The 17683-nt window shown below is 65.1% G+C and carries 19 protein-coding genes; 2 read left to right on the top strand and 17 right to left on the bottom strand.

Translation table 11 applies throughout. From position 1 onward, the window contains the following. Window positions 1-248: 248 nt before the first annotated feature. From C5F46_RS10340 to C5F46_RS10280, 14 genes are all read right to left on the bottom strand, one after another. Window positions 249-503, bottom strand: coding sequence for a hypothetical protein (locus tag C5F46_RS10340; protein ID WP_107325274.1), 255 nt, complete (start codon window positions 501-503; stop codon window positions 249-251). Continuing rightward, window positions 500-1174, bottom strand: coding sequence for a YcbK family protein (locus tag C5F46_RS10335; RefSeq protein ID WP_107325273.1), 675 nt, complete (start codon window positions 1172-1174; stop codon window positions 500-502). The genes C5F46_RS10340 and C5F46_RS10335 overlap by 4 nt, the downstream gene beginning before the upstream one ends. A 68-nt stretch (window positions 1175-1242) precedes the next feature. Then, complete coding sequence (locus tag C5F46_RS10330) at window positions 1243-1551, bottom strand: hypothetical protein (protein WP_103256906.1); 309 nt, start codon at window positions 1549-1551, stop codon at window positions 1243-1245. Window positions 1552-1562: 11 nt separating this feature from the next. Then, window positions 1563-3524, bottom strand: a complete 1962-nt coding sequence (locus C5F46_RS10325) for a DUF2793 domain-containing protein (RefSeq protein WP_107325272.1) — start codon at window positions 3522-3524, stop codon at window positions 1563-1565. 26 nt (window positions 3525-3550) lie between these two features. Further along, the gene (locus C5F46_RS10320; protein ID WP_107325271.1) at window positions 3551-7522 is read right to left on the bottom strand and encodes a baseplate multidomain protein megatron; all 3972 of its coding nucleotides are present in this window, start codon (window positions 7520-7522) and stop codon (window positions 3551-3553) included. A gap of 10 nt (window positions 7523-7532) precedes the next feature. Continuing rightward, window positions 7533-7967: an NlpC/P60 family protein gene (locus C5F46_RS10315; protein ID WP_107325270.1), complete on the bottom strand. Its 435-nt coding sequence runs from the start codon at window positions 7965-7967 to the stop codon at window positions 7533-7535. After that, entirely contained in the window at window positions 7964-8848 is an 885-nt protein-coding gene (locus C5F46_RS10310) for a DUF2163 domain-containing protein (RefSeq protein WP_107325269.1), read from the bottom strand. Before C5F46_RS10310 ends, C5F46_RS10315 begins: the two co-directional genes overlap by 4 nt. Continuing rightward, window positions 8845-9471 (bottom strand): DUF2460 domain-containing protein, encoded by a 627-nt coding sequence (locus tag C5F46_RS10305; protein ID WP_107325268.1) that lies wholly within the window; start codon window positions 9469-9471, stop codon window positions 8845-8847. The genes C5F46_RS10310 and C5F46_RS10305 overlap by 4 nt, the downstream gene beginning before the upstream one ends. Further along, window positions 9471-11894, bottom strand: a complete 2424-nt coding sequence (locus C5F46_RS10300) for a phage tail tape measure C-terminal domain-containing protein (RefSeq protein ID WP_107325267.1) — start codon at window positions 11892-11894, stop codon at window positions 9471-9473. Before C5F46_RS10300 ends, C5F46_RS10305 begins: the two co-directional genes overlap by 1 nt. Next, entirely contained in the window at window positions 11887-12045 is a 159-nt protein-coding gene (locus C5F46_RS17205; RefSeq protein WP_420875297.1) for a DUF7697 family protein, read from the bottom strand. Before C5F46_RS17205 ends, C5F46_RS10300 begins: the two co-directional genes overlap by 8 nt. Before the next feature lie 71 nt (window positions 12046-12116). Continuing rightward, window positions 12117-12554 (bottom strand): hypothetical protein, encoded by a 438-nt coding sequence (locus C5F46_RS10295; RefSeq protein ID WP_107325266.1) that lies wholly within the window; start codon window positions 12552-12554, stop codon window positions 12117-12119. Window positions 12555-12638: 84 nt separating this feature from the next. Next, window positions 12639-13538, bottom strand: coding sequence for a DUF1186 domain-containing protein (locus C5F46_RS10290; protein ID WP_168796875.1), 900 nt, complete (start codon window positions 13536-13538; stop codon window positions 12639-12641). Window positions 13539-13626: 88 nt separating this feature from the next. Continuing rightward, the gene (locus C5F46_RS10285) at window positions 13627-14565 is read right to left on the bottom strand and encodes a phage tail tube protein (protein WP_107325264.1); all 939 of its coding nucleotides are present in this window, start codon (window positions 14563-14565) and stop codon (window positions 13627-13629) included. 25 nt (window positions 14566-14590) lie between these two features. Then, window positions 14591-15013, bottom strand: a complete 423-nt coding sequence (locus C5F46_RS10280) for an acyl-CoA transferase (RefSeq protein WP_107325263.1) — start codon at window positions 15011-15013, stop codon at window positions 14591-14593. On the opposite strand from C5F46_RS10280, the gene C5F46_RS10275 reads away from it, so the two are divergent. Both C5F46_RS10275 and C5F46_RS10270 read left to right on the top strand, forming a co-directional pair. Next, window positions 15012-15386 (top strand): CopG family ribbon-helix-helix protein, encoded by a 375-nt coding sequence (locus C5F46_RS10275; RefSeq protein WP_235820144.1) that lies wholly within the window; start codon window positions 15012-15014, stop codon window positions 15384-15386. The genes C5F46_RS10280 and C5F46_RS10275 overlap by 2 nt on opposite strands. Then, complete coding sequence (locus C5F46_RS10270; RefSeq protein ID WP_107325261.1) at window positions 15374-15664, top strand: type II toxin-antitoxin system RelE/ParE family toxin; 291 nt, start codon at window positions 15374-15376, stop codon at window positions 15662-15664. Before C5F46_RS10275 ends, C5F46_RS10270 begins: the two co-directional genes overlap by 13 nt. A gap of 13 nt (window positions 15665-15677) precedes the next feature. On the opposite strand, the gene C5F46_RS10265 is transcribed toward C5F46_RS10270, so the two are convergent. The 3 genes from C5F46_RS10265 to C5F46_RS10255 are packed head-to-tail and all read right to left on the bottom strand — an operon-like array spanning window position 15678 to window position 17651. Then, entirely contained in the window at window positions 15678-16307 is a 630-nt protein-coding gene (locus C5F46_RS10265; RefSeq protein WP_107325260.1) for a DUF6441 family protein, read from the bottom strand. Beyond that, window positions 16304-16618: a head-tail joining protein gene (locus C5F46_RS10260; protein WP_107325259.1), complete on the bottom strand. Its 315-nt coding sequence runs from the start codon at window positions 16616-16618 to the stop codon at window positions 16304-16306. The genes C5F46_RS10265 and C5F46_RS10260 overlap by 4 nt, the downstream gene beginning before the upstream one ends. Before the next feature lie 10 nt (window positions 16619-16628). Continuing rightward, window positions 16629-17651 (bottom strand): major capsid protein, encoded by a 1023-nt coding sequence (locus tag C5F46_RS10255; RefSeq protein ID WP_107325258.1) that lies wholly within the window; start codon window positions 17649-17651, stop codon window positions 16629-16631. Window positions 17652-17683 lie beyond the last annotated feature (32 nt).

Below are 17683 nucleotides of genomic sequence, written 5' to 3'. Positions count from 1 at the left end.
GCTTCGTCGAGTCATGCGTCTGTAAACCGGGCCAGGCGATGTGCCGAAGTTTACGCGGACGGCGGTACCCGTGGGCTGGTACCCGGTGTAGATTTCACCGGCACGCCCGCGCTTGATCACGCAGAACAGCGTAATCGCCGAGCATCCGAATGATGACCGCCCCTTCCGGAAGCGCCTCGACCTCGTCGGCCGCTCGGCTCTGATCAGCAGCGCTGTATTCCACCACAGGTGGGCAGAGTGTCCGGGCCTCAGAACCGCGCATTCCGCATGCGCTGAGCCAAAGCATCACGATCAGCAGGGCGGCGGGTCGCGGCGTCCAGCATATGGCGTTGGATTTCATGGGTTCTCTCCGATGTTGAAAGGCGCTCGGCAAGCCGCCCGGCGCGTTCACCGGCGCGGCGGAGGTTCAGGACGAACAAGGCGATGGTGAGGGCGATCAGCAGCAGGCCCAGCGCTTTGCGCGCCGGGCCGCTGGCGAGGAATGCGGTGATCCAGCCTGTCATCGCTGGCCCCGCTTCCAGTCATCGATCCGGGCGTGGATGGCGACGGCGATGCCGATCAGCGCCACAGCGATGAAGACCCAGCGCAGGGTGTCGAGATAGGGCACCAGGGGCAGGATGGCGGATTGGGTTTCCGCCAGGACTTCCTGCGCGACTTCGACACCAGCGGCGCCGACAGTTGCGATGCCTGCCGCCCCACCGCCTTTGAGGGTGCGGCTGTCGGCCAAGACTTCACGGGCGGGGGCCACCTCCGGCACAAAGGGCGTTGCGCGAATGGGGAACGGCTCGCCCCAGCCGCGCGCAGGCCCGAGGTCGATGTGCATGAAACCCGACCGGGGATACGTGCCGAAACCGAGAAAGCCTACGGCGCGGGCGGCCTCGGCAAAAGCCACCGGATCATGGTTCGACATGGCGATGTCGAACGCCGTGCCAAGCATGTGTTTCGAGGCCGGGGCCCCTCCAACCGCCCTGTTATGGCTGGGACTGCGATAGCCGGAGCGCACGATCAGCGGCTTGCCGAAGCGGTTGCGCAGGGCTTGCAGCTTGTCCATGGCCTCGGTGTTGATCTTGATCGCGCCGGTGCCGCGGCAGGCGATCTCGGCCGGGGAAAAGCTGGGCCAGCGCCAGGCGCTTTCGGGCACGTCGCGGAAGTGGGCATAGGTCGTGGTCGGCATGATGGTCTCCAGAAATGCAAAACCCGCCTCGAGGGCGGGTGGGGTGGGAAGGATGGTTGGTGGCTTGGTCAGTCGGTGCGGCCGCGCTGGAAGGCCTCGAACATCACGTCGCGCATCGCGCGAATGTCGGTCTCAATCCGCTCCAGCCGGTCAGCATCGGCTTTGCGGTCTTCGGCACGCTGTTTGTCGATCCGCTCGCGTTCAAGGAGCAGTTCGCGGTCGAGGCGCTCCAGCATCGCCTCGTTGGTGAATGCCTTCCTCGTCACTGTGGCGGCAACGGCAAGGCAACCGCCGACCAGCGCGGTGATGGCGGCAGTCAAGCCATTGTCGCGGAAGGCCTGGCCGACCTCCTGCAGGAGGGTCGTTCGTTCTGTCATGTTGATATCCTTTAGTAATCTGTCTCGAGGTAGACGCCCGCGCAGTCGTAGGCGACGGCGGCGGCTGTCGCGCCGTTGTTCATGTAGTTGCGCGGACTGAGCAGTTGGGTGGCAGCGGGCATGTCGGTGGTGATGGTAAACTCGACCGCCGCGCCGCTGACCTCCTCGACCAACCGCAGGCCGATGTCGGACCCGTTCGGCGTGGCGGCGATGTAGAGCGTCAGCACATTCGTCAGGCTGGCCACAGGGAAACTGGCCCCGAGGTCGATCAGGGTCGGAGCGCCGGTGCCATCGTTGTGGACCAGTTGCCAGTTGGTGTGCGTCCCGCGCTGGAACCCGATGCCAATGCAGTTCACCACGGTGGCCAGCGTAAGGGTGGTCGCCAGCGCCGCCACCGATCCATAGAGGCCGAAGAACCCCATCCCCGTCGCCTGCAGCGTGGTCAGCGACAGCCGGTTCACGTAGTTCCACCCTCCCAGACCCGCGGCATTGCCGCGCCAGCAGACCCAGCCTGCCGAGCGTTCTTCGGCGGCGGCATTGGCGGTCGCGGCACTGGTGACGCGCCAGCGGCGGATGCTGGCGGCAAGGCCGGTGGTGGCCAGCGTCGGCGTAGCCACGGTGCCGACAGCGGTGCGCGGCATGCCGTCGGTCGTCACGGTGGTGCTGACTGACGGCGACCAGGTGGCCACCCGGTTGACCCCGAAATGCGGTTGCAACGGGAAATGGCGGCCCGAGGGGCGCTGAACATCGACCCAGCCCGTTCCGGCACGATTGCGGCCATAAAGCGCGATCCGCCCGGCTGGCGGTGGCGCGGGGGCTGCGTCATGCGCGGGCAGCACCAGCGGTTCAGGCAGTTCGACCCTGCCATTGGTGCGGTCGATTTTCACAGCCTCGATGAAGGCTGAGCCGTCCGGGCTGACCTTGACGCTGAAATCGTCACTGCCCAGCAGGCCGAACAAGGCCCGCGCAGAGAAGCCGGTCTTGAACGCAAAGGCCGCATCGTTCCCGGCGGCGGCCTTATTGACGGTGGCCTCGATCCCGGCCCCGGCATTGTTGAACAGGAGCGCCGGGGTGTTGACCGAAACCCGGTTGTAACTGTCGGCCGTCGCCCCGCCGAGCCCGAGAAGCTGCGCGGTGAGGTTGGCTTGGGGCATGCCGACCTGCGTGACGGCATTGGCGAAGGTGACCGTCGGCGTGTTTACGACCGTCGTGCCGCCTGCGCCTGCTGTGGCTGACCCGATGTTGACGACCGTGGTCGATCCGGATGCGCCGCCGGTGCCGAGGTTCAGGGTCTTGGTCACGCCGGTTGGATTGACCCCAGTCCCCATTCCATAGGTTGCAGCGGTGATCGCCGTGCCGATCGAGGCTGCTGCGCCGGAAACCGTGACCGTGCCCGAGGCGGTCAGCGTGCCACTGATGGACACCGCGCCCGATGCGGTCAGCGAACCGGAGAAGGTCTTGTTGCCGGAAAAGGTCTGCGTGCCCGCAAGGATCGCCAGTTCCGACGAGGTGTTCGGCAGGGCGAAGGTCCGGGTCGTGCCGGTGGTGAGGCCCGAGAGGGAGAACAACGCCTTCTTGGTCGGATCGGCGTCGTTCACCAGACTGAAGACGGCATCCGACACATCCACCGGTTCACCGACCAGATCCCAGGCCGACCCATTCCAGACGACAAAGGTCTGTTCTGCGGCAATCCAAGCCAGCCAACCCGGGCGTGGCACCAGGCGCATCCAGACGCCATCGACCCAGAAGGCGACGTTCAAATCCCAACCCAACCACAGACCTGTCGCGCCTGATGCCACGATATGCCGGTCGCCATCGGTCGGGCTGACGGGTGGGGCGGTGCGTGTTCGGTCGAGGACTGACAGCTGGACCATGGCATCCAGCAGGCGCAGCGCTTCGTTATGGGTGACATGCTTCTGTGCCTGCGATGCCAGGATGTAGGGCAACAGCAGATGGGTGGTGATGTCGGACATTTTTCGGTCTTTCTGGGGGTGCGCTTTCAGAAGGTGAGGGTGACGGATCGCCCAGCGCCCCGGCCAATCAGAGCCGAGAGCTGGAAGATGCGGATCGATAGGGATTGGCCAGGCCCGAGCGGTGCGCCCCAATCGGCGGTCTGCTGGGCGGCGGTGTAGAGGGCGCTGGTCGTGGCAACTTGTAAGGTTCTCTTACGAGTTGCTCCGTCGAGGATGTCCACCTCATAGGCTTCACTGTCCTCGGCCAAGGGCACATCGCCAGCGCCCCAAGTGTCAGCAGCCAGCGACCGGGACCGCCGCGTCCAGCGGATGGTCAGATCGCCCGGGCTGCGGGCGATGCGCCATGGTTGCTCGACATGGGCCACCGAAAACGGCCGCAGTCCAGCGCCCTCGGGCGTGAAGGTGGTGGCAACAAAGGTTTCGTCGCTGGCCGGGCGCGATGCCGGGCCGATGCGCCAGTTCCATGGCAGACCCAGATCGGCTTCGGAAATCGGCAAGGGCGCCACGGCCGTGTCCAGCACGACCACCCGCGCGCCGGTCGGCACCGTGCCGACGATGGCACCTTCTGTTCCGCGCTGGCCGCGCAGCAGGCGCGTCAGCCTGTATCGCCCAAGTGCGATCAGTTCGGCCGTGCCCGCCTGGACAATTTCCCATTGCTCAGCGCCGGTCTCGACAGCCAGCGCGTTGGCCCCACCGAGCAAGGCAATGTCCGTGACGCTCTCCAGCGTGCCGGAATAGAGATCGACCACCAGTGCATTGCCCAGATCAAAGCGCGACACAGGTCCAGCGTAGAAATCCTCAGCCAGCACACCCATGCGCGCCCGCGAGCTGAAGGTGGTCAACAGTGTGAAGCCGTCGGTCGCGGCACTGCGGTAGACCGCGATTTCGCCTGGCCACGGTTTGGCATGCGCTGCGATCATGGGCCTATGCGCAGGTTGATCCTCACGCAACTGTGGCAGGTCCAGCAGCACGATGTCGGGTGCACCGAATACCGTCGGCGTCGACAAGGACGCAGGTCGCGGCTCTCCCGGCGGCAAGTCATAGACCGCCCGGTCCTGGCGCACGGCGTCGACACTGCGCAGGTCGGAGTCCGCGATGGACACCAGGCGCATTTCCGTCAGGCGGCCATCGTGGTCGAGCAGGATCACATCGCAGGGATCCAGCGCCAGTCGCGAAGGCGGCAGGCGGAACACGGCACTTTCGCGGCCAATCCATGCCTCCATCAGCGCGCGACGGCAGCGGCGCTCGGCTTCTTCCGGTGGGATCGCCATCGGGAAGGACTCGGACGCGATGCGGGTGGTGTCGACGGTGATGCGGCGCGCCTCGACCTGTGCCGCGTCATAATCCTCGTCGGCCCGCGCGACCTGCCATTTCAAGGCCTGCGGCAGTTCGGTTTCCTGCGCCCGAGTCAGTTCCATCACATCGCCCTGCGCAGAGGCGGGGGCCACCATTCCATCCGGGGTGATCGTGGCACCGGCAATTCGGCCGCGCATCAGGAACTTGATGCGCCCTTCGCTCTCGACAGCATCGAAGCCGAAATGCCGGGCGAGTGTGGAAATTGACGCGCGTGGGGCTTCAAGCGCCGAGATCACATAGCCCTCGACCGCACCCCAGAGGCCGGAGACGTCGATCAATTCTGCGGGCATTCCGGCGCGGAGACAAAGGTGGCGGACCAGTGCCGCCAGCGATACTGCGCCCAGCCGCCCGGTCAGCCAGTGGCCCAGCCGCCAGTTCGGGCCATCAGTCCAGACATCGGTCAGTTCGGGAAAGAACGGATAAGGCCGTGCGTCCCATGTCCAGGCGGCGCATTCGGGCATATGGACCATGCGATTGCCGTAGACCGAGGACACCGGGTTGTTCGCCGACGTGCCCCAGAATAGAAAACTGGCTTCCAGATAGGCCCGCTGGATCGCATCGTCGCGCCATCCGCGCGAGAAGTAGGGCGTGAAGCTTTCCGAGGATTTTGGGTCGAAGAACACGTTCGGCTGATTGGTGCCGCGGTCAATCGCCGGGCAACCCAGTTCGGTGAACCAGACGGGTTTCGACTGCGGCACCCATGCCGTCGGCGTACCGCTTTCGGCCCCGCCGGGCCGGTTGAAATGCGGGTTTTGCCACCAAGCGCGCAGATCCTTGAAGCGGAAGACCCATGGTTTGGCCGCCGCGCCATCTGTGATCGGCGTGCGGTTCTGCGCGGTTCGATCAAGGGCGTCAGCATAGAACCAGTCGAAGCCTTCGCCGCCGGTGATGTTGGATTGCAGATACTCCCGGTCATAAATCGCAGGCGCCAGCGCGGCGTCAGCGTGATCGAACCCGTCGCGCCAATCGGACAGCGGCATGTAGTTGTCGATGCCGATGAAGTTGATATTGGCGTCCGACCAGAGCGGGTCGAGGTGGAAGAACACATCGCCGCTGCCGTCGGCAGGGTGGTGACCGAAGTATTCCGACCAGTCGGCGGCATACCCGATCTTCGGCCCAACGCCGAGGATCGCGCGCACATCGGCGGCGAGGGATTTGAAGGCGGTGACCGCAGGATAGGTGCTGGCACCGGAGCGGATCGTGGTCAGGCCTGGCATTTCTGAACCGATCAGGAAGGCGTCGACGCCGCCTGCCGCCTTGCAGAGATGCGCATAGTGCAGGATCATCCGGCGCAGGGACCACTCGCCAACCGGGCCGGTCCAGCTGACAGTGGTGCCCGACACGCTGAAGTTGGCTGGTGTGGCCGTGCCGAACAGCGCTGCGACCTGCGTGGCAGCGGTCGCGGTCTTGTCCACCGATCCTGCAAAACCCGCCGCCGGGGAACAGGTGATCCGGCCGCGCCAGGGGAAGGTCGGCTGGCCCGAGGTGGCCGCATTGGCGCTGTAGGGGTTCGGTTTGGTGTTGCCGGGCGGGACGTCCAGCAGCAGGAAGGGATAGAGAGTCACGCGCAGCCCGCGTGCCTTCATCTCCTGGATCGCTTGCACCACGGCGAAGTCGGCGGGCGTGCCGCCATAGACCGGGCGGTCCTCGGCATCGCGGCTGACAAGAAACGCATCGGCACGGGCGACGCCATTCACGACCCAAGCCGAGGGCGTCGTCGTCTTGGTGTCCACCTCGACACCCGGCCGCACGTTGCAGTTCCCGGCGCGCAGATCATTGCCAAACCACGCGACAACCAGGCTCACGCTTTCCACAGCCGGAGCGAGTGACTGCAGCCGGTCCAGCGCCACAACGATGTCCGCGGTGTCGGTGATGGCATTCAGGTTCTCGGCCACTGTCGCGCCGCCGGAGCCGTTGGATTTTTTGACCGGGGCGGTCGCATAGGTGAATTCGCCCGAGGCCGGGATCATCGTCACCGCCTTGACCAGCCCTTCGGCGGTGTCGGGATCGGCCAGCGGGCGGAACACCTCGAAACTAATCTGCGGCAGACGATTGCCGAAGGCGCTGAGGTTCAGTTCTTCGAAAACGACGTAGGCGGTGCCGCGATAGGCCGGGGTGTTGGCTGCGCCCATCTTGGCGGAGATGAACGGATCGGGGGATTGCACCTCGTCGCCCGGATACCAGCGCCAGGTGACCCCGGTCATATCCATCGCCTTGCCATCAGCCCAGACCCGGCCAATGCCGGTGATTTCGCCCTCGCACAGCGCGACTGCGAAGCTGGCATAATAGAGGTATTCGGTGGTGGTGACCTTAGGCCCGCTGCCTTTGCCGCCGCCTTGACTGGTAGTGTTGACCTCCTCGCGGAAGTCAGTGGCCCAGATGATATTGCCGCCGATCCGCATCCGGCCGAACAAGCGTGGGATCACGGCCCCTTCGGTGGAGGACGTGATGCGCAAGCTGTCCAGCCGCGCGCCCTCGATCCGCTGCGCTGGGGCGAGGGATGAGACGATCCAGTTGTCGACCACTGACCCGATAGTGGATCCGATGAAGCCGCCGATGGCCGCACCGGAAAAGCCGAGGATGGCCCCGCCAAATGCGCCGCCAATCGCGGAGCCGACGGCGCCGAGAACCAAAGTTGCCATGTCTGGGGTCTCAATCTCTGGGAAACAGGAAGGCGAAGGCGATCTTGCGCGCCCATGCCGGTGTCAGGGTTTCCTCGACCACGCCCAGCCGTTCATAGGCGTGGATGAAACGATCGGGGGCGGTCAGGATCCCGACATGCTTGGCGATGGCACGCGGGGCCATGCGGAATAGGATCAGCGTGCCGGGCCCCGCTTCAGTGGGCGTGATTTCCGGCATCATCTGGCGCGCACCCTCTGCCAGAATCTCGTGCGAGCCGGTCTCACCCCAATCCCGGCTGTAGGGCGGGATCGGGAAAGGTTCGTCGCCCACCACCTCGCGCCACACGCCACGTGCCAGCCCAAGGCAATCGCAACCGACACCGCGCAGACTGGCTTGATCGTGGTACGGCGTGCCGAGCCAGCGCCGAGCGGTGGCGATGACCAAGTCGGGATCAGCGCTCTTCACAGCACATTTCCTTCATGGCCGCCGTCTTGGCTGGCATAGCGCAGGACCGCATCTTGACCCGGAATGTTGGGAAAACCCCGGAAGTTGGCGACATTGGCAAACTTGGCGCTGCAGGTAGTGATGCGCTTGTCACAGCCCGCGCGGGCGATGAAGCTGTCGCCCTCGGCGATGGCGCGAACCGGTGCTTCCAGCAGGGTCAGGGTGGCGATGCTACCATCCAAACCGTGTGCCAGCACCTCGGTGACGCGGCCCGCATTTGCACCACTGGTCCAGGTCAAGGTGCCGGAGGTGAACCAGCCCGCATCAAAACCAGCCAGCCCGGACGCCATGAACGCCCGGTCGCGCAACAGGTCGGTGACGACGCCCGTACCCTTGTAGACGACGGTTTCCAGATCGATGCCGCAGCGGGTGTCGCCCAAGCGGGCATCACACCCCGCCTGAAACGTCCGGCCGACCGTCTGGCCGAGAAGGTGCGCAAGCGAGCGCACCTCCGCGACAAAGGCCATGCGGCCGCGGCGGATTTGCCCGACAGCACCCCGGCGTAACAGAACGCGCTGGCTGGTATCGGCCCAGTTCACCCGCCACAGCTCCACCGCCGCATTGTCCCACCGCCCGTCGAGGATGTCGGTTTCCGTGATCCGGTCGGAGGTCAGCACACCGGTCGCGTCTTGCGCATCGACGGCGAGATCGGAGCCCGCGCGGATTTCCGAGGCGGCGAACCCGCTCTCCGGCTCAAACATAGTGCCATCGAAACTGAGGGTGAGATCATGATCCGTAAAGCCCAACGCCACGCCATCGCTGCGCGAAATCCGCCAGCACCAGGACAGGGTGGTCGTGCCTTCATCGAGATGGGCCTGCAGCGCTGGGGAGAGGTTTTTCATCTGCGGATCTCCAGCAGGGGAATGGCGGTGATTGATCCCAGCCGTTCAAAATCAAGGGTGACGTCGAGGGTGTCGCTGTCGAACCGCACCGGCACATCGAATTCGAAGCCAGCGCGGACGACGACGCCACCTGCAGGGGCGGTGGTGAAGGTAACGACGCCAGTCGTCGTGTCCACGGTCCAGCCCGACATCTGCTCGACCATGCCCAGCGCCGCGCGGACAGTTCCGGCGACCGGTTTGGTGATGATCCGGACCCACGTCTGTGCTCCGGACGTGTAGCGCTTTGCCAGCTGGAAGGTCTGCTGACTGCCGGTCCCGGTGCCGATCTGCTGGTCTGTCGGAGTAATCGCCTGCGACGGCAGGGCAGATTTATAGTCTGCCCAATCCTTGTAGCGAAAGCCGTGCAAGCGGCCGTTGCGCGCCTCGAAGAAGGCGACGACTGCCGCCAGATCATCCGCACGCCGGATGCCATAGGCCACATCATAGCGGCGGCGGCTGTTGGCCCAGCTGGCATTGCGTTCCTCATCGCCGCTCGCCAGCTCTACAACTTGCGTGCGCCGTTCTGGTCCGCCCCGCGCGCCGCGGCTGATATTGTCGGGAAAGCGCACTTCGTGAAACGCCATCACATGCCCCTCCGGCTGAGGGATACGGCCCGGGCGATATCGGCTGCGACCTGCGTGCGCGACTGCCGGAAGCTTTCGGCATCGCGGGCCATGATGGTGACGGAGATGTTCGGGGCCACGGTGGTCTGGCCGTAGGCCGCTGCTTCCCGGCGCGACAGGACCCGCTCTCCCCGTTGCAGGATTGCCGGAACCTCGTCGGGCTTGATCCCGGCCCAGCCGCCTGCATGCATGCGCGGGGCATTGGCGAAGGCAAGCGCCGGGACCATACGACCCGGGCTAGGCGATCCGACCATCCCACCCGCATGCAGGATATTGGCGAAGATACCACCCGCGCCGCTCAGTGCGCCCGACAGTGCATTGGCGATGGGGCCGAGAATAAACCGACGAGCCGCCAGTTTCGCGAGATCGGCGATCATCGAGGTCACGAGATCGCGGAAGTCGAGCTTGCCGGTCTTCACGAACTCGCCCACGGCATTCTCGGCCGAAGTGAAGGCAGAGACCAGCGCATTGCCGATGTCGCCCCCAATGTCGCGCGCCTTGGCAGCGTAGTCGGCGAGCGTGGCGACGGCCGCCTCCCATCCGGTCTTGGCCACTTCGGCCCCGGTTGCGGCGGCGGCACCGGCCCCACCGGCAGCGCGCCCGGCTTCGGTCATCGACTCGTCCAGCCGGTTGGCGGCCTCTGCGGCCCCATCGAGTGCGGTTTTGCCTTCGGTTCCGGCACCGGCGACAGCATCCTTCAGCGCCTGCCAGCTTTGCAATGGACGGGTGGCTGCATCGGCCAGCATGCCGGAAGCCTCGCGATAGGCATCGGCCCGGGCGGTCGCCTCTTCAGCCATGCCGGTCAGCCCAAGATCGGGCGTAGTGACATAGGTCTGCGCCATCGCCGCCGAGAAGGCTTCAGCGGCGGCAGTTCCGGCAGCAGCTGCGGACCCTGCAAAGGGATTGTCGATCCGGCCCAGCGCCACGGGGTCCAGCGTACCGATCCGCACCCCGCCTTCGCCGACAGCCCAATCGGGCAGAAGGTCGAGTGCTGCGTTCAGCCCGTTGATGAAGTTGTTGATGCGAGTGACGACGCCGTTCAGCATGGCCTCGACGCCGCTGATCAGACCGTTGGCGGCTTGGAAGGCAAAATCACCAATCGCGCCCGGCAATTGGCCCCAGATTGCCTTCACTGCATCATAGGCGCCTTTGAAAATGCCTGCCGCCGAATTGCCGAAACTGGTCACCGCCTCAACTGAGGACTGCATCGCGCCGTAGATGGTGGCTTGCAGCCCGGCCCAGCTGGCCTCGATCTTCGACCAGGCAGACGCGGCCCCAAGGCCGATGCGATCCCAGACCTCCAACGCCAGTTCTTTCAGCAGGCCAATCGCTGCGCCAAACCCGCCCGCGCCTGCGACGAGCCGGGTGAACTGGAACACCAACTCCCCTGCGCCGACGATCAGCGCGCCGATGCCGGTGCGGATCAGCGCCCCGCGCAGGATGACGAGGCCGGTGGCAAGGCCGCGCACCGACAGAGCTGCAGCGGCCAGCCCCGCCACCCAGCGCCCTGCCATCAGCGTGGCAAAGGTCGCAGCGTAGGTGGTCAGGCGACCGATGTTGTCGAAAAGGGCATTGATGGCGATGCCAATCGGCCCGGTGCTGCGCGCCATATCGGCCAGCGTGTTGGCGATGGTTTCCAGTGCTGGGGCAACGGCCGCCGTCAACCGGTTGGTCAGCCCGAGCCAGATCAGGCTGAGTTTGGCGATTGCGTCGCCGGTCCGTTCGATCTGTGTGGCATCAGCCGCGCTGACCGCCACACCGAAATCGCGCACATCCTGCGCCGCTTCGCGCAGGGTGGCTGGATCAATGCGAAGGAAAGCCAATGCCGCCTTGTCGCCGAAGAGGTCGGATGCCACGGCGGCGCGTTCCGCTTCGGGAACAAACCGGTTCAAGGCTTCCTGGATGGCGACGATGCGCTGGTCGAGTGGCAATGCCTGAAGGTCGGCTGCTGTCAGGTTCAGCCGCTGCAAGGCCCCGACTGCCGAACCCGATCCGGCGGCAGCTTCCGACAACCGGGTGGTCAGCTTCTTCGTGGCCTGTTCGATCTCGCCCATGGAAACCCCGGCAAGCTCGCCAGCCCACGTCAGCACCTGCAGGCTTTCGACGGTGGTTTTCAGGGATGCCGCCATGTCCGCCTGCGCGCCGATGGTCTCCAATCCGGATCGGACCATCGCCACGCCAGCAGCCGCCGCAGCAACCGTCACGGCCGCCAGCGCGAGCCCGGCCTTGCGGGCAAAGCTGGCCAGCCGCGTGTTGGCCAGTTCCATCTCGGTCGAGAGGCGGCCAAAGCCCCGCGCGCCAGCATCACCGATGCCTTCCAGTTCCGCACGCACCTGGCGACCGCCCTCCGCCACGAGGCGGACGCTGACCCTTTTTTCAGCCATCGCGGCTTCCTTCCATCTGTTCGTTCAACTTGCGCACCATCACTGCCTCGATCTCAGGCAGCAGCTCGGCGGCGATCAGGGTGTCGATGCCCAGCGCGTGGGCCATGGCGAGGGCAGCGCCCATGTCCCAACCGAGGACCGCACCGGGGATTACGCGGAGTTGCCCGCCAAGGCGTCCGACCAGATCCCAAACCTGCCAGCCCTCGGGGGTCTGGGGTCGGTTCAGTCTTGCGGGGCAGTCCGGGCACGCTCCCGCGCAGGCGGCGCAGTACCGATCGCCCCCGCCGAAGGACCAGTCGGCGAGGGCGCGGAGACGTTTTTTTCTGCGTCCAGGATCAGGCCCTTGGCGACATACATCGTCTGGAAGGCTTCGAAGATCGGCCAGATTTCCAGAAGGGCGTCGATGCCCTCGGGGCTGACGGGCACGACATTTCCGGCATCATCGCCCACACCTTCCCAATCCAGCACAGCACGGCGGGCGACGGCCTTGGCCATCGCGAGGGCCAGCGCCTCTTGGCTGGCACCTTCCGGCAGGGTCTCGATTGCCGGATCGGCGCGTGCGGACACCATCAGTGCGGTGGTCAAGGGTCCGACGAGCAGGCGCAAGCCAGGGGCGAGGTCCAGCCATTCAGGCGTGGCAGTCAGGTTCAGTCGGATCATCTTTGGGCCTTTCTCAAAACAAAAGCGACGTGCCGGGGCACGTCGCTGGGGAGGGTGGTCAGTAGAGCAGGTGGACTGTTCAGGTCATTGGAGGCAGCATTTCTTGAACTTCTTGCCACTGCCACAAGGGCAGGGGTCGTTTCGGCCGGTCTTGCCGGTGATCACGCTGTTGAACGGATCGCTGCTGCGGGGCATCAGCGACGACAGGACGTTCAGGCGGCCTTCAGCCTTCTTCGCCAGGTATTCCGGAGTGAAGCAGTACCATGGCTCGAGTTCGGCGATGGTGTCAGTGATCAGCGTGTTGCTGGATATTTCAGTGAACCAGTCGGGCCGACCGGCATCCAGCGTTGCCTGAAGCCGCTCGGTGAAATCCTCGACACGGCTGTGATCCGGGGTGATCAGACCACTGTCGAACACGGCGCGCACCGCAGTTTCCATGTTTGAAAGGCCAAGGGCCGCAATACATTCGGCCCAAGACCACCAGACTTCCTCGCCTGTATTGGTGCCGGTGAGGTCGAAGAAGTCGACGAGGAACTGCGAAACGCGGGGCCGCAGACCGGGATTTTCCAAGGCAACGATGGCCAGCGTGTCAAACATCTCGCCACGCAGGAAGCTGTCAGCGGTATCATCCTGCAGAATGTCGAACAGCGGTTGCAGATCGCCGTCAAACACCCCTGCCATGACACGCGCCGAGGCTTCGGTGATCGAATCTCCCAACAGTGCATCCAGAAATTCCGGATCGCGCCGGAGCAGCTTGGCCAGTGGGCGAAATGCCCGGGTCTCGCGCCATTCCGCTAGAAGGAAGAAGATGAAAACGAACGCATCCATGCGCTCCAGATCATCGATCTTTGCCGTTTGCAGTTTGCCGATGTAGTCCAGAAACACCGGCACCATGGCTTCGCGCGATTGTCCTGCTGCTTCCAATGCGTCGCGCGGCAGCGGGCCAACGCCCTCCAATGCAGCCATGATTTCGGCGGGTGTCATGTGCGGAACCTTTCTCGGGGGAATCGTTGAAACGGATACCGCCATTTCGCGCCCGCCTCCACTGTGCGGATCAGCCTCCATACCCAATTCAATAGGCCGCCAAGGTGTTGATGAGGACGGCGGTGCACATGCGGGCGGGGCTGGCTGCCTTGGCGGCCATCCAGTCGAAGGTGGCCTGCACGCCTTGGGGTCCGGCGATTTCGATGCGCGGGCGGGGCAGATAGACGGCGTGGGCAGTGAAGGTGAAGCTGGCGTTGGCCCCGAGGCTGTAGTTGAACTCCAACTCGCAGGGCGTGCCGTCGATGGCTTGGGTGATCAGCGCCGTGTCGGAAAACCGCACCTCGATCCGTCCCGACAGGGCGGCCATGGCGGGGTCAGCACCATCAATGCGGCCATCGCCCCGGATGGTCTCAATGCGGTCGAGGTTGTTGGAATAGGTGATCTCGGCCGAGACCACGTTCCCCAGGCTGCTGCCGTTGCGTTTCACCGTGCCGTTGAAATGGCCGAAGCGCTGCAGGCCCAGCGCGGTGGGCGTGCCTGCGGCAGTGGCGGCTGCGATGGTTTCGCCTTGCGCGACAAGCCGTGCGGTCGCCGTAAGAAGGCCGGAGCGCTGCATCTGCCAGGTCAACTGATCGAGGACACAGCCGGAATACATCGCGAAACGCGGCACTTCGGGCATGGCAGTTTCGATGGCCATGCTGGGCAGCGTCCAGTTGCCTGACTGGAAGGTGTGGGTCTTGGGCGTGGTGCCGCTGGTGACCGGCTGGCCAAACGCCGCCTTCAGCCAGAACCCGAAGGCCTCCACATCAATGGGGATCACCACCTCGCCATCAGCAGTGACAGCATCCTTGATCGGGGCGAGGGGATCGCGGCCATAGCCCAGCAGTTCGGATTCCAGCAGCGGCTGTTCCGAACCGAGCGTGGTTCGGGCAAAGGGCATCAATCGGAACCCACTCACCGGCGGGGTGCCGTAAACCGTCTCATACGCAAGCGCCATCTGCGCCCGCGCGCCTTGCGCACGTGCCATGGGAGTCTCCTCGATGTTTGGGGTGTCAGGCCAGAGGGCCGGTGGTGGTGTAGTGCAAGACGACAGTGATGACCGCCGCCTTCAGCGCCGCCGCGCCCTCGATGGGCAGATCGACCGAGGCCGAGGATTCGGGTTCGACCCAGTCGCAGAGGCCGCCAAGCGTGCGGTCGGATTCAATCGCTGCGCCGATGCTGGCGATCAGGGTGTCGAAGGGGCTGGCACGACCGGTGCCAGCCTGGACAACGACCTCCAACTCGGCGCGGTGCTGGTAGTGATAGCGCAAGGGCGACAGCGTCACCTCTGGTTCGCCCGGTTGGCCGTCGCGCAAGATGATCATCCCGGCCGCCGGGATCCGTTCGGGCAAGACCTCATCGCGCAAGGTGAGGGCGGCGAGCGGCTGCAGCCGCGCGTGCAGCGCGGCGAGGATGGTTTCGCGGGTGGTGGGCATGACAGAGCACTTCCTGAATTATGACTTCTGTGATGGTCGCGGATGTGCTAAAGGTAATACCCATGAATACTCGCACGGAGCAGCACCGATGAACGCCGTCCGACCCATCGCCGTGAAGCTCGATCAGGACACCCGCGACCGCCTCAAGCGGCTGGCGGATGCCAAGGACCGCTCCACGCATTGGATGCTGCGTGAGGCCGTGGCGCAGTTCGTCGACCGCGAAGAGAAGCGCGAAGCGTTTCGGCAAGCCGGGTTGCAGGCCTGGCGGGAGTATCAGGCGACCGGCAAGCACGTGACACATGACGAAGCCGATGCCTGGCTTGCCAAGCTGGAAGCAGGCGAAGCGGCGGCAGCCCCTGAATGCCACGACTGATCTGGTCGCCCGCCGCACTGCGGGATGTCGAGCGGCTGTACCGTTTCCTTGCTGACAAGAACCCTGATGCCGCCCGACGCGCCGCCAAATCCATCCGCGAAGGCATGAACATCCTGCGCGATCAACCGGGCGCCGGGCGACCGGCTGAGGACATGGAACCGGAATTCCGCGAGTGGTTCATCACCTTTGGCGACAGTGGCTATGTGTCGCTCTATCGGTTTGACGGTGAAACGGCGGTGGTATTGGCCGTGCGCCATCAACGCGAGGCTGGCTACTGAGCAGAAGTGGCGATCACACTTTCCCCTCCACCCAATTCGCAACAATTCGCCCCGGCACGCCGTCCACCGCCCGCTCGGCATCCCGCGCCAGATCCAGCCGCTTGCGCAACTTGACTTGCGGCACCAACAGGAAGATCGGGACAGTCGTCAGCCCGCGTCCGGTCTTGGATTTCGATGCCACGGCCCGGCCTTTCGAATTCAAACGTCCTTCCGCCACCAGCAGGCTGGGCCCCCGGCGGCGGTAGATGAACCGCAGGCGCAACCCGGTGCGGCGTTCCCACTCGCCGGGGGTGATCCGGCCGCCCTTGGTGCTTTTGCCAGCGGCGGGGGTGGGGATCGCCAGCCAGAACCCGTCCTTGGACCGGATCAGCGGCCCTGTGTCATGCGCGCCGATGATCACCGGGGCGTTGGACCAGACCAGCGCCGCCGCGTTCAGGCTGTCGCCGGATTTCGGGAAACTGGCGAGGCGGATAGAGTTGCCCAGCCTGGTGCCCAGCCCCGCGCCGTTGATCTGGCCGCGCCAGGCGGATTTCAGGGAAGTGCCCGCCTCGCGCATGGCCGCCGACACTGCCTTTTCACCAGCAGCGATTTCGGCCTGCATCAGCGAGACGAGGTCTGGGTCGAAGGCGATCTTCAACCTCATGATGGCCGCAGGTCCAGTGTCCAGATCAGGCGTTCGCGGTCGCGGACAGGCTCCCCCTGGATGGTGAAGCTGCCCGCGCCGATCACGATCAGATCGCCGGGGCGGGGATCGGCCAGGTCAGACACGCGCACATCCACCATCATGGTGTCGCTGACAAACCGCCCAGCGCCGAAGTCTGTGATGCGGTCCGGGGCGCGGCGGATGACGCGGATCGGGCGTTCCTCTGATGTCGTAGCGGAAATCCAGACGGCGGTCACCGCCATGGACGGGTTGGCATAGATGCGGTCCATGGCGGCGGCGAAGGCGTTCATGTCGGGGCCGTCAGTTCGATGTGTGGATGCGGATCGCGATGCGCGGCCGCTTGTTCACCGGCAGGATCGAGGCTTCGGTCATCAGGTCGATCCAGCGGCCCTTTTCGTCGAGGTGCTGGCGGGCGTAGAGGGGCAGGCCGAGGGTATTCGCCGCCTCCAGCAGGTTGGCCGGGCCGCCGTAGGTGGTGAAGGTGTCCATCGTGCCCAAGGGGAACGCGATGCCTTCGCTGGCGGGGACCAGCCGTTCGGTGGCCTTGGTCGAGAGAGTGACGGTGCCCGCATATTCCTCGAACACGATGCCCGCGAAGGGGAAGTTCCGGCGCACATCCTGGCGCAGGGGCTGTGCGCCGGTGGCGGCGTAGAACTTGTAGGCTTCCTCGGTTTTGGGGTGCGCGATCAGCTTGTCGAAGAACTCCCGGCTGACGAGGGCATGCACGTCCGACATGCTTTCGCCGAGGAGGTTGTCTTCGATTGCCCGCAAGACCTCGCGGACCTTCCCTTGGACAAGGGTGCCTGCCGTGCCCAGCAGGAAATCCACCGAGATCTGCGCCAGGCCGAATTCGGTGAAGTAGTTGTAGAGGGTCGTGCCCGCGCCATCTTTCACGATGCCGCGCAGGGCGTTCATCTCCATGTATTCGCGGGTCTGGGCATGCTTGCGGCGCATGAGTTGCAGCTTGCGGTTCATCACCTCGACCAGCGGGTCGGCGGCATCAAAGGCACCCAGCGCGGGCTGGCCCTGAATGTCGCCGGGCAGGATGACATCATCATGCGGGATCCATGGCAGGGCGAAGGAACGCATCGACCGCCCCTCGCGGGTGCCGACAGTGGAGGGGCCGCCGAGGGGGACCGAGGGCAGCAGGTTCAGCACCCCCTCGTATTGCTCGATGATGACAGAGCGTTGGGTGACGCCTTCAAAGCGGAAGAGGCCGATCTGGCCAAGGCGGGTGTAAAGGTTGGGCAGGATGTTGATGGCCTGCGTCATTTCGGCCAGCGAGTAGCCGCCAGCGTCAAAGGGATTGCGGACAAGGGTCATGGGGTGCTCCGGTGATTTGGGGAAAGGGATGC

Source organism: Phaeovulum veldkampii DSM 11550 (assembly GCF_003034995.1).
In the GTDB taxonomy this organism is placed as follows: domain Bacteria; phylum Pseudomonadota; class Alphaproteobacteria; order Rhodobacterales; family Rhodobacteraceae; genus Phaeovulum; species Phaeovulum veldkampii.
Note: the sequence above shows the minus strand (reverse complement) of the source record. Positions and strands in the feature narration are given on the sequence as shown.

Coding starts and splice junctions, on each gene's coding strand:
- C5F46_RS10265 (WP_107325260.1), bottom strand. CDS start 16,307: ATGAGGTTGAAGATCGCCTTCGACCCAGACCTCGTCTCGCTGATGCAG.
- C5F46_RS10270 (WP_107325261.1), top strand. CDS start 15,374: ATGCCACGACTGATCTGGTCGCCCGCCGCACTGCGGGATGTCGAGCGG.
- C5F46_RS10275 (WP_235820144.1), top strand. CDS start 15,012: ATGACAGAGCACTTCCTGAATTATGACTTCTGTGATGGTCGCGGATGT.
- C5F46_RS10290 (WP_168796875.1), bottom strand. CDS start 13,538: ATGACACCCGCCGAAATCATGGCTGCATTGGAGGGCGTTGGCCCGCTG.
- C5F46_RS10340 (WP_107325274.1), bottom strand. CDS start 503: ATGACAGGCTGGATCACCGCATTCCTCGCCAGCGGCCCGGCGCGCAAA.
- C5F46_RS10320 (WP_107325271.1), bottom strand. CDS start 7,522: ATGGCAACTTTGGTTCTCGGCGCCGTCGGCTCCGCGATTGGCGGCGCA.
- C5F46_RS10335 (WP_107325273.1), bottom strand. CDS start 1,174: ATGCCGACCACGACCTATGCCCACTTCCGCGACGTGCCCGAAAGCGCC.
- C5F46_RS10255 (WP_107325258.1), bottom strand. CDS start 17,651: ATGACCCTTGTCCGCAATCCCTTTGACGCTGGCGGCTACTCGCTGGCC.
- C5F46_RS10305 (WP_107325268.1), bottom strand. CDS start 9,471: ATGGCGTTTCACGAAGTGCGCTTTCCCGACAATATCAGCCGCGGCGCG.
- C5F46_RS10310 (WP_107325269.1), bottom strand. CDS start 8,848: ATGAAAAACCTCTCCCCAGCGCTGCAGGCCCATCTCGATGAAGGCACG.
- C5F46_RS10300 (WP_107325267.1), bottom strand. CDS start 11,894: ATGGCTGAAAAAAGGGTCAGCGTCCGCCTCGTGGCGGAGGGCGGTCGC.
- C5F46_RS10260 (WP_107325259.1), bottom strand. CDS start 16,618: ATGAACGCCTTCGCCGCCGCCATGGACCGCATCTATGCCAACCCGTCC.
- C5F46_RS10285 (WP_107325264.1), bottom strand. CDS start 14,565: ATGGCACGTGCGCAAGGCGCGCGGGCGCAGATGGCGCTTGCGTATGAG.
- C5F46_RS10295 (WP_107325266.1), bottom strand. CDS start 12,554: ATGATCCGACTGAACCTGACTGCCACGCCTGAATGGCTGGACCTCGCC.
- C5F46_RS10280 (WP_107325263.1), bottom strand. CDS start 15,013: ATGCCCACCACCCGCGAAACCATCCTCGCCGCGCTGCACGCGCGGCTG.
- C5F46_RS10330 (WP_103256906.1), bottom strand. CDS start 1,551: ATGACAGAACGAACGACCCTCCTGCAGGAGGTCGGCCAGGCCTTCCGC.
- C5F46_RS10325 (WP_107325272.1), bottom strand. CDS start 3,524: ATGTCCGACATCACCACCCATCTGCTGTTGCCCTACATCCTGGCATCG.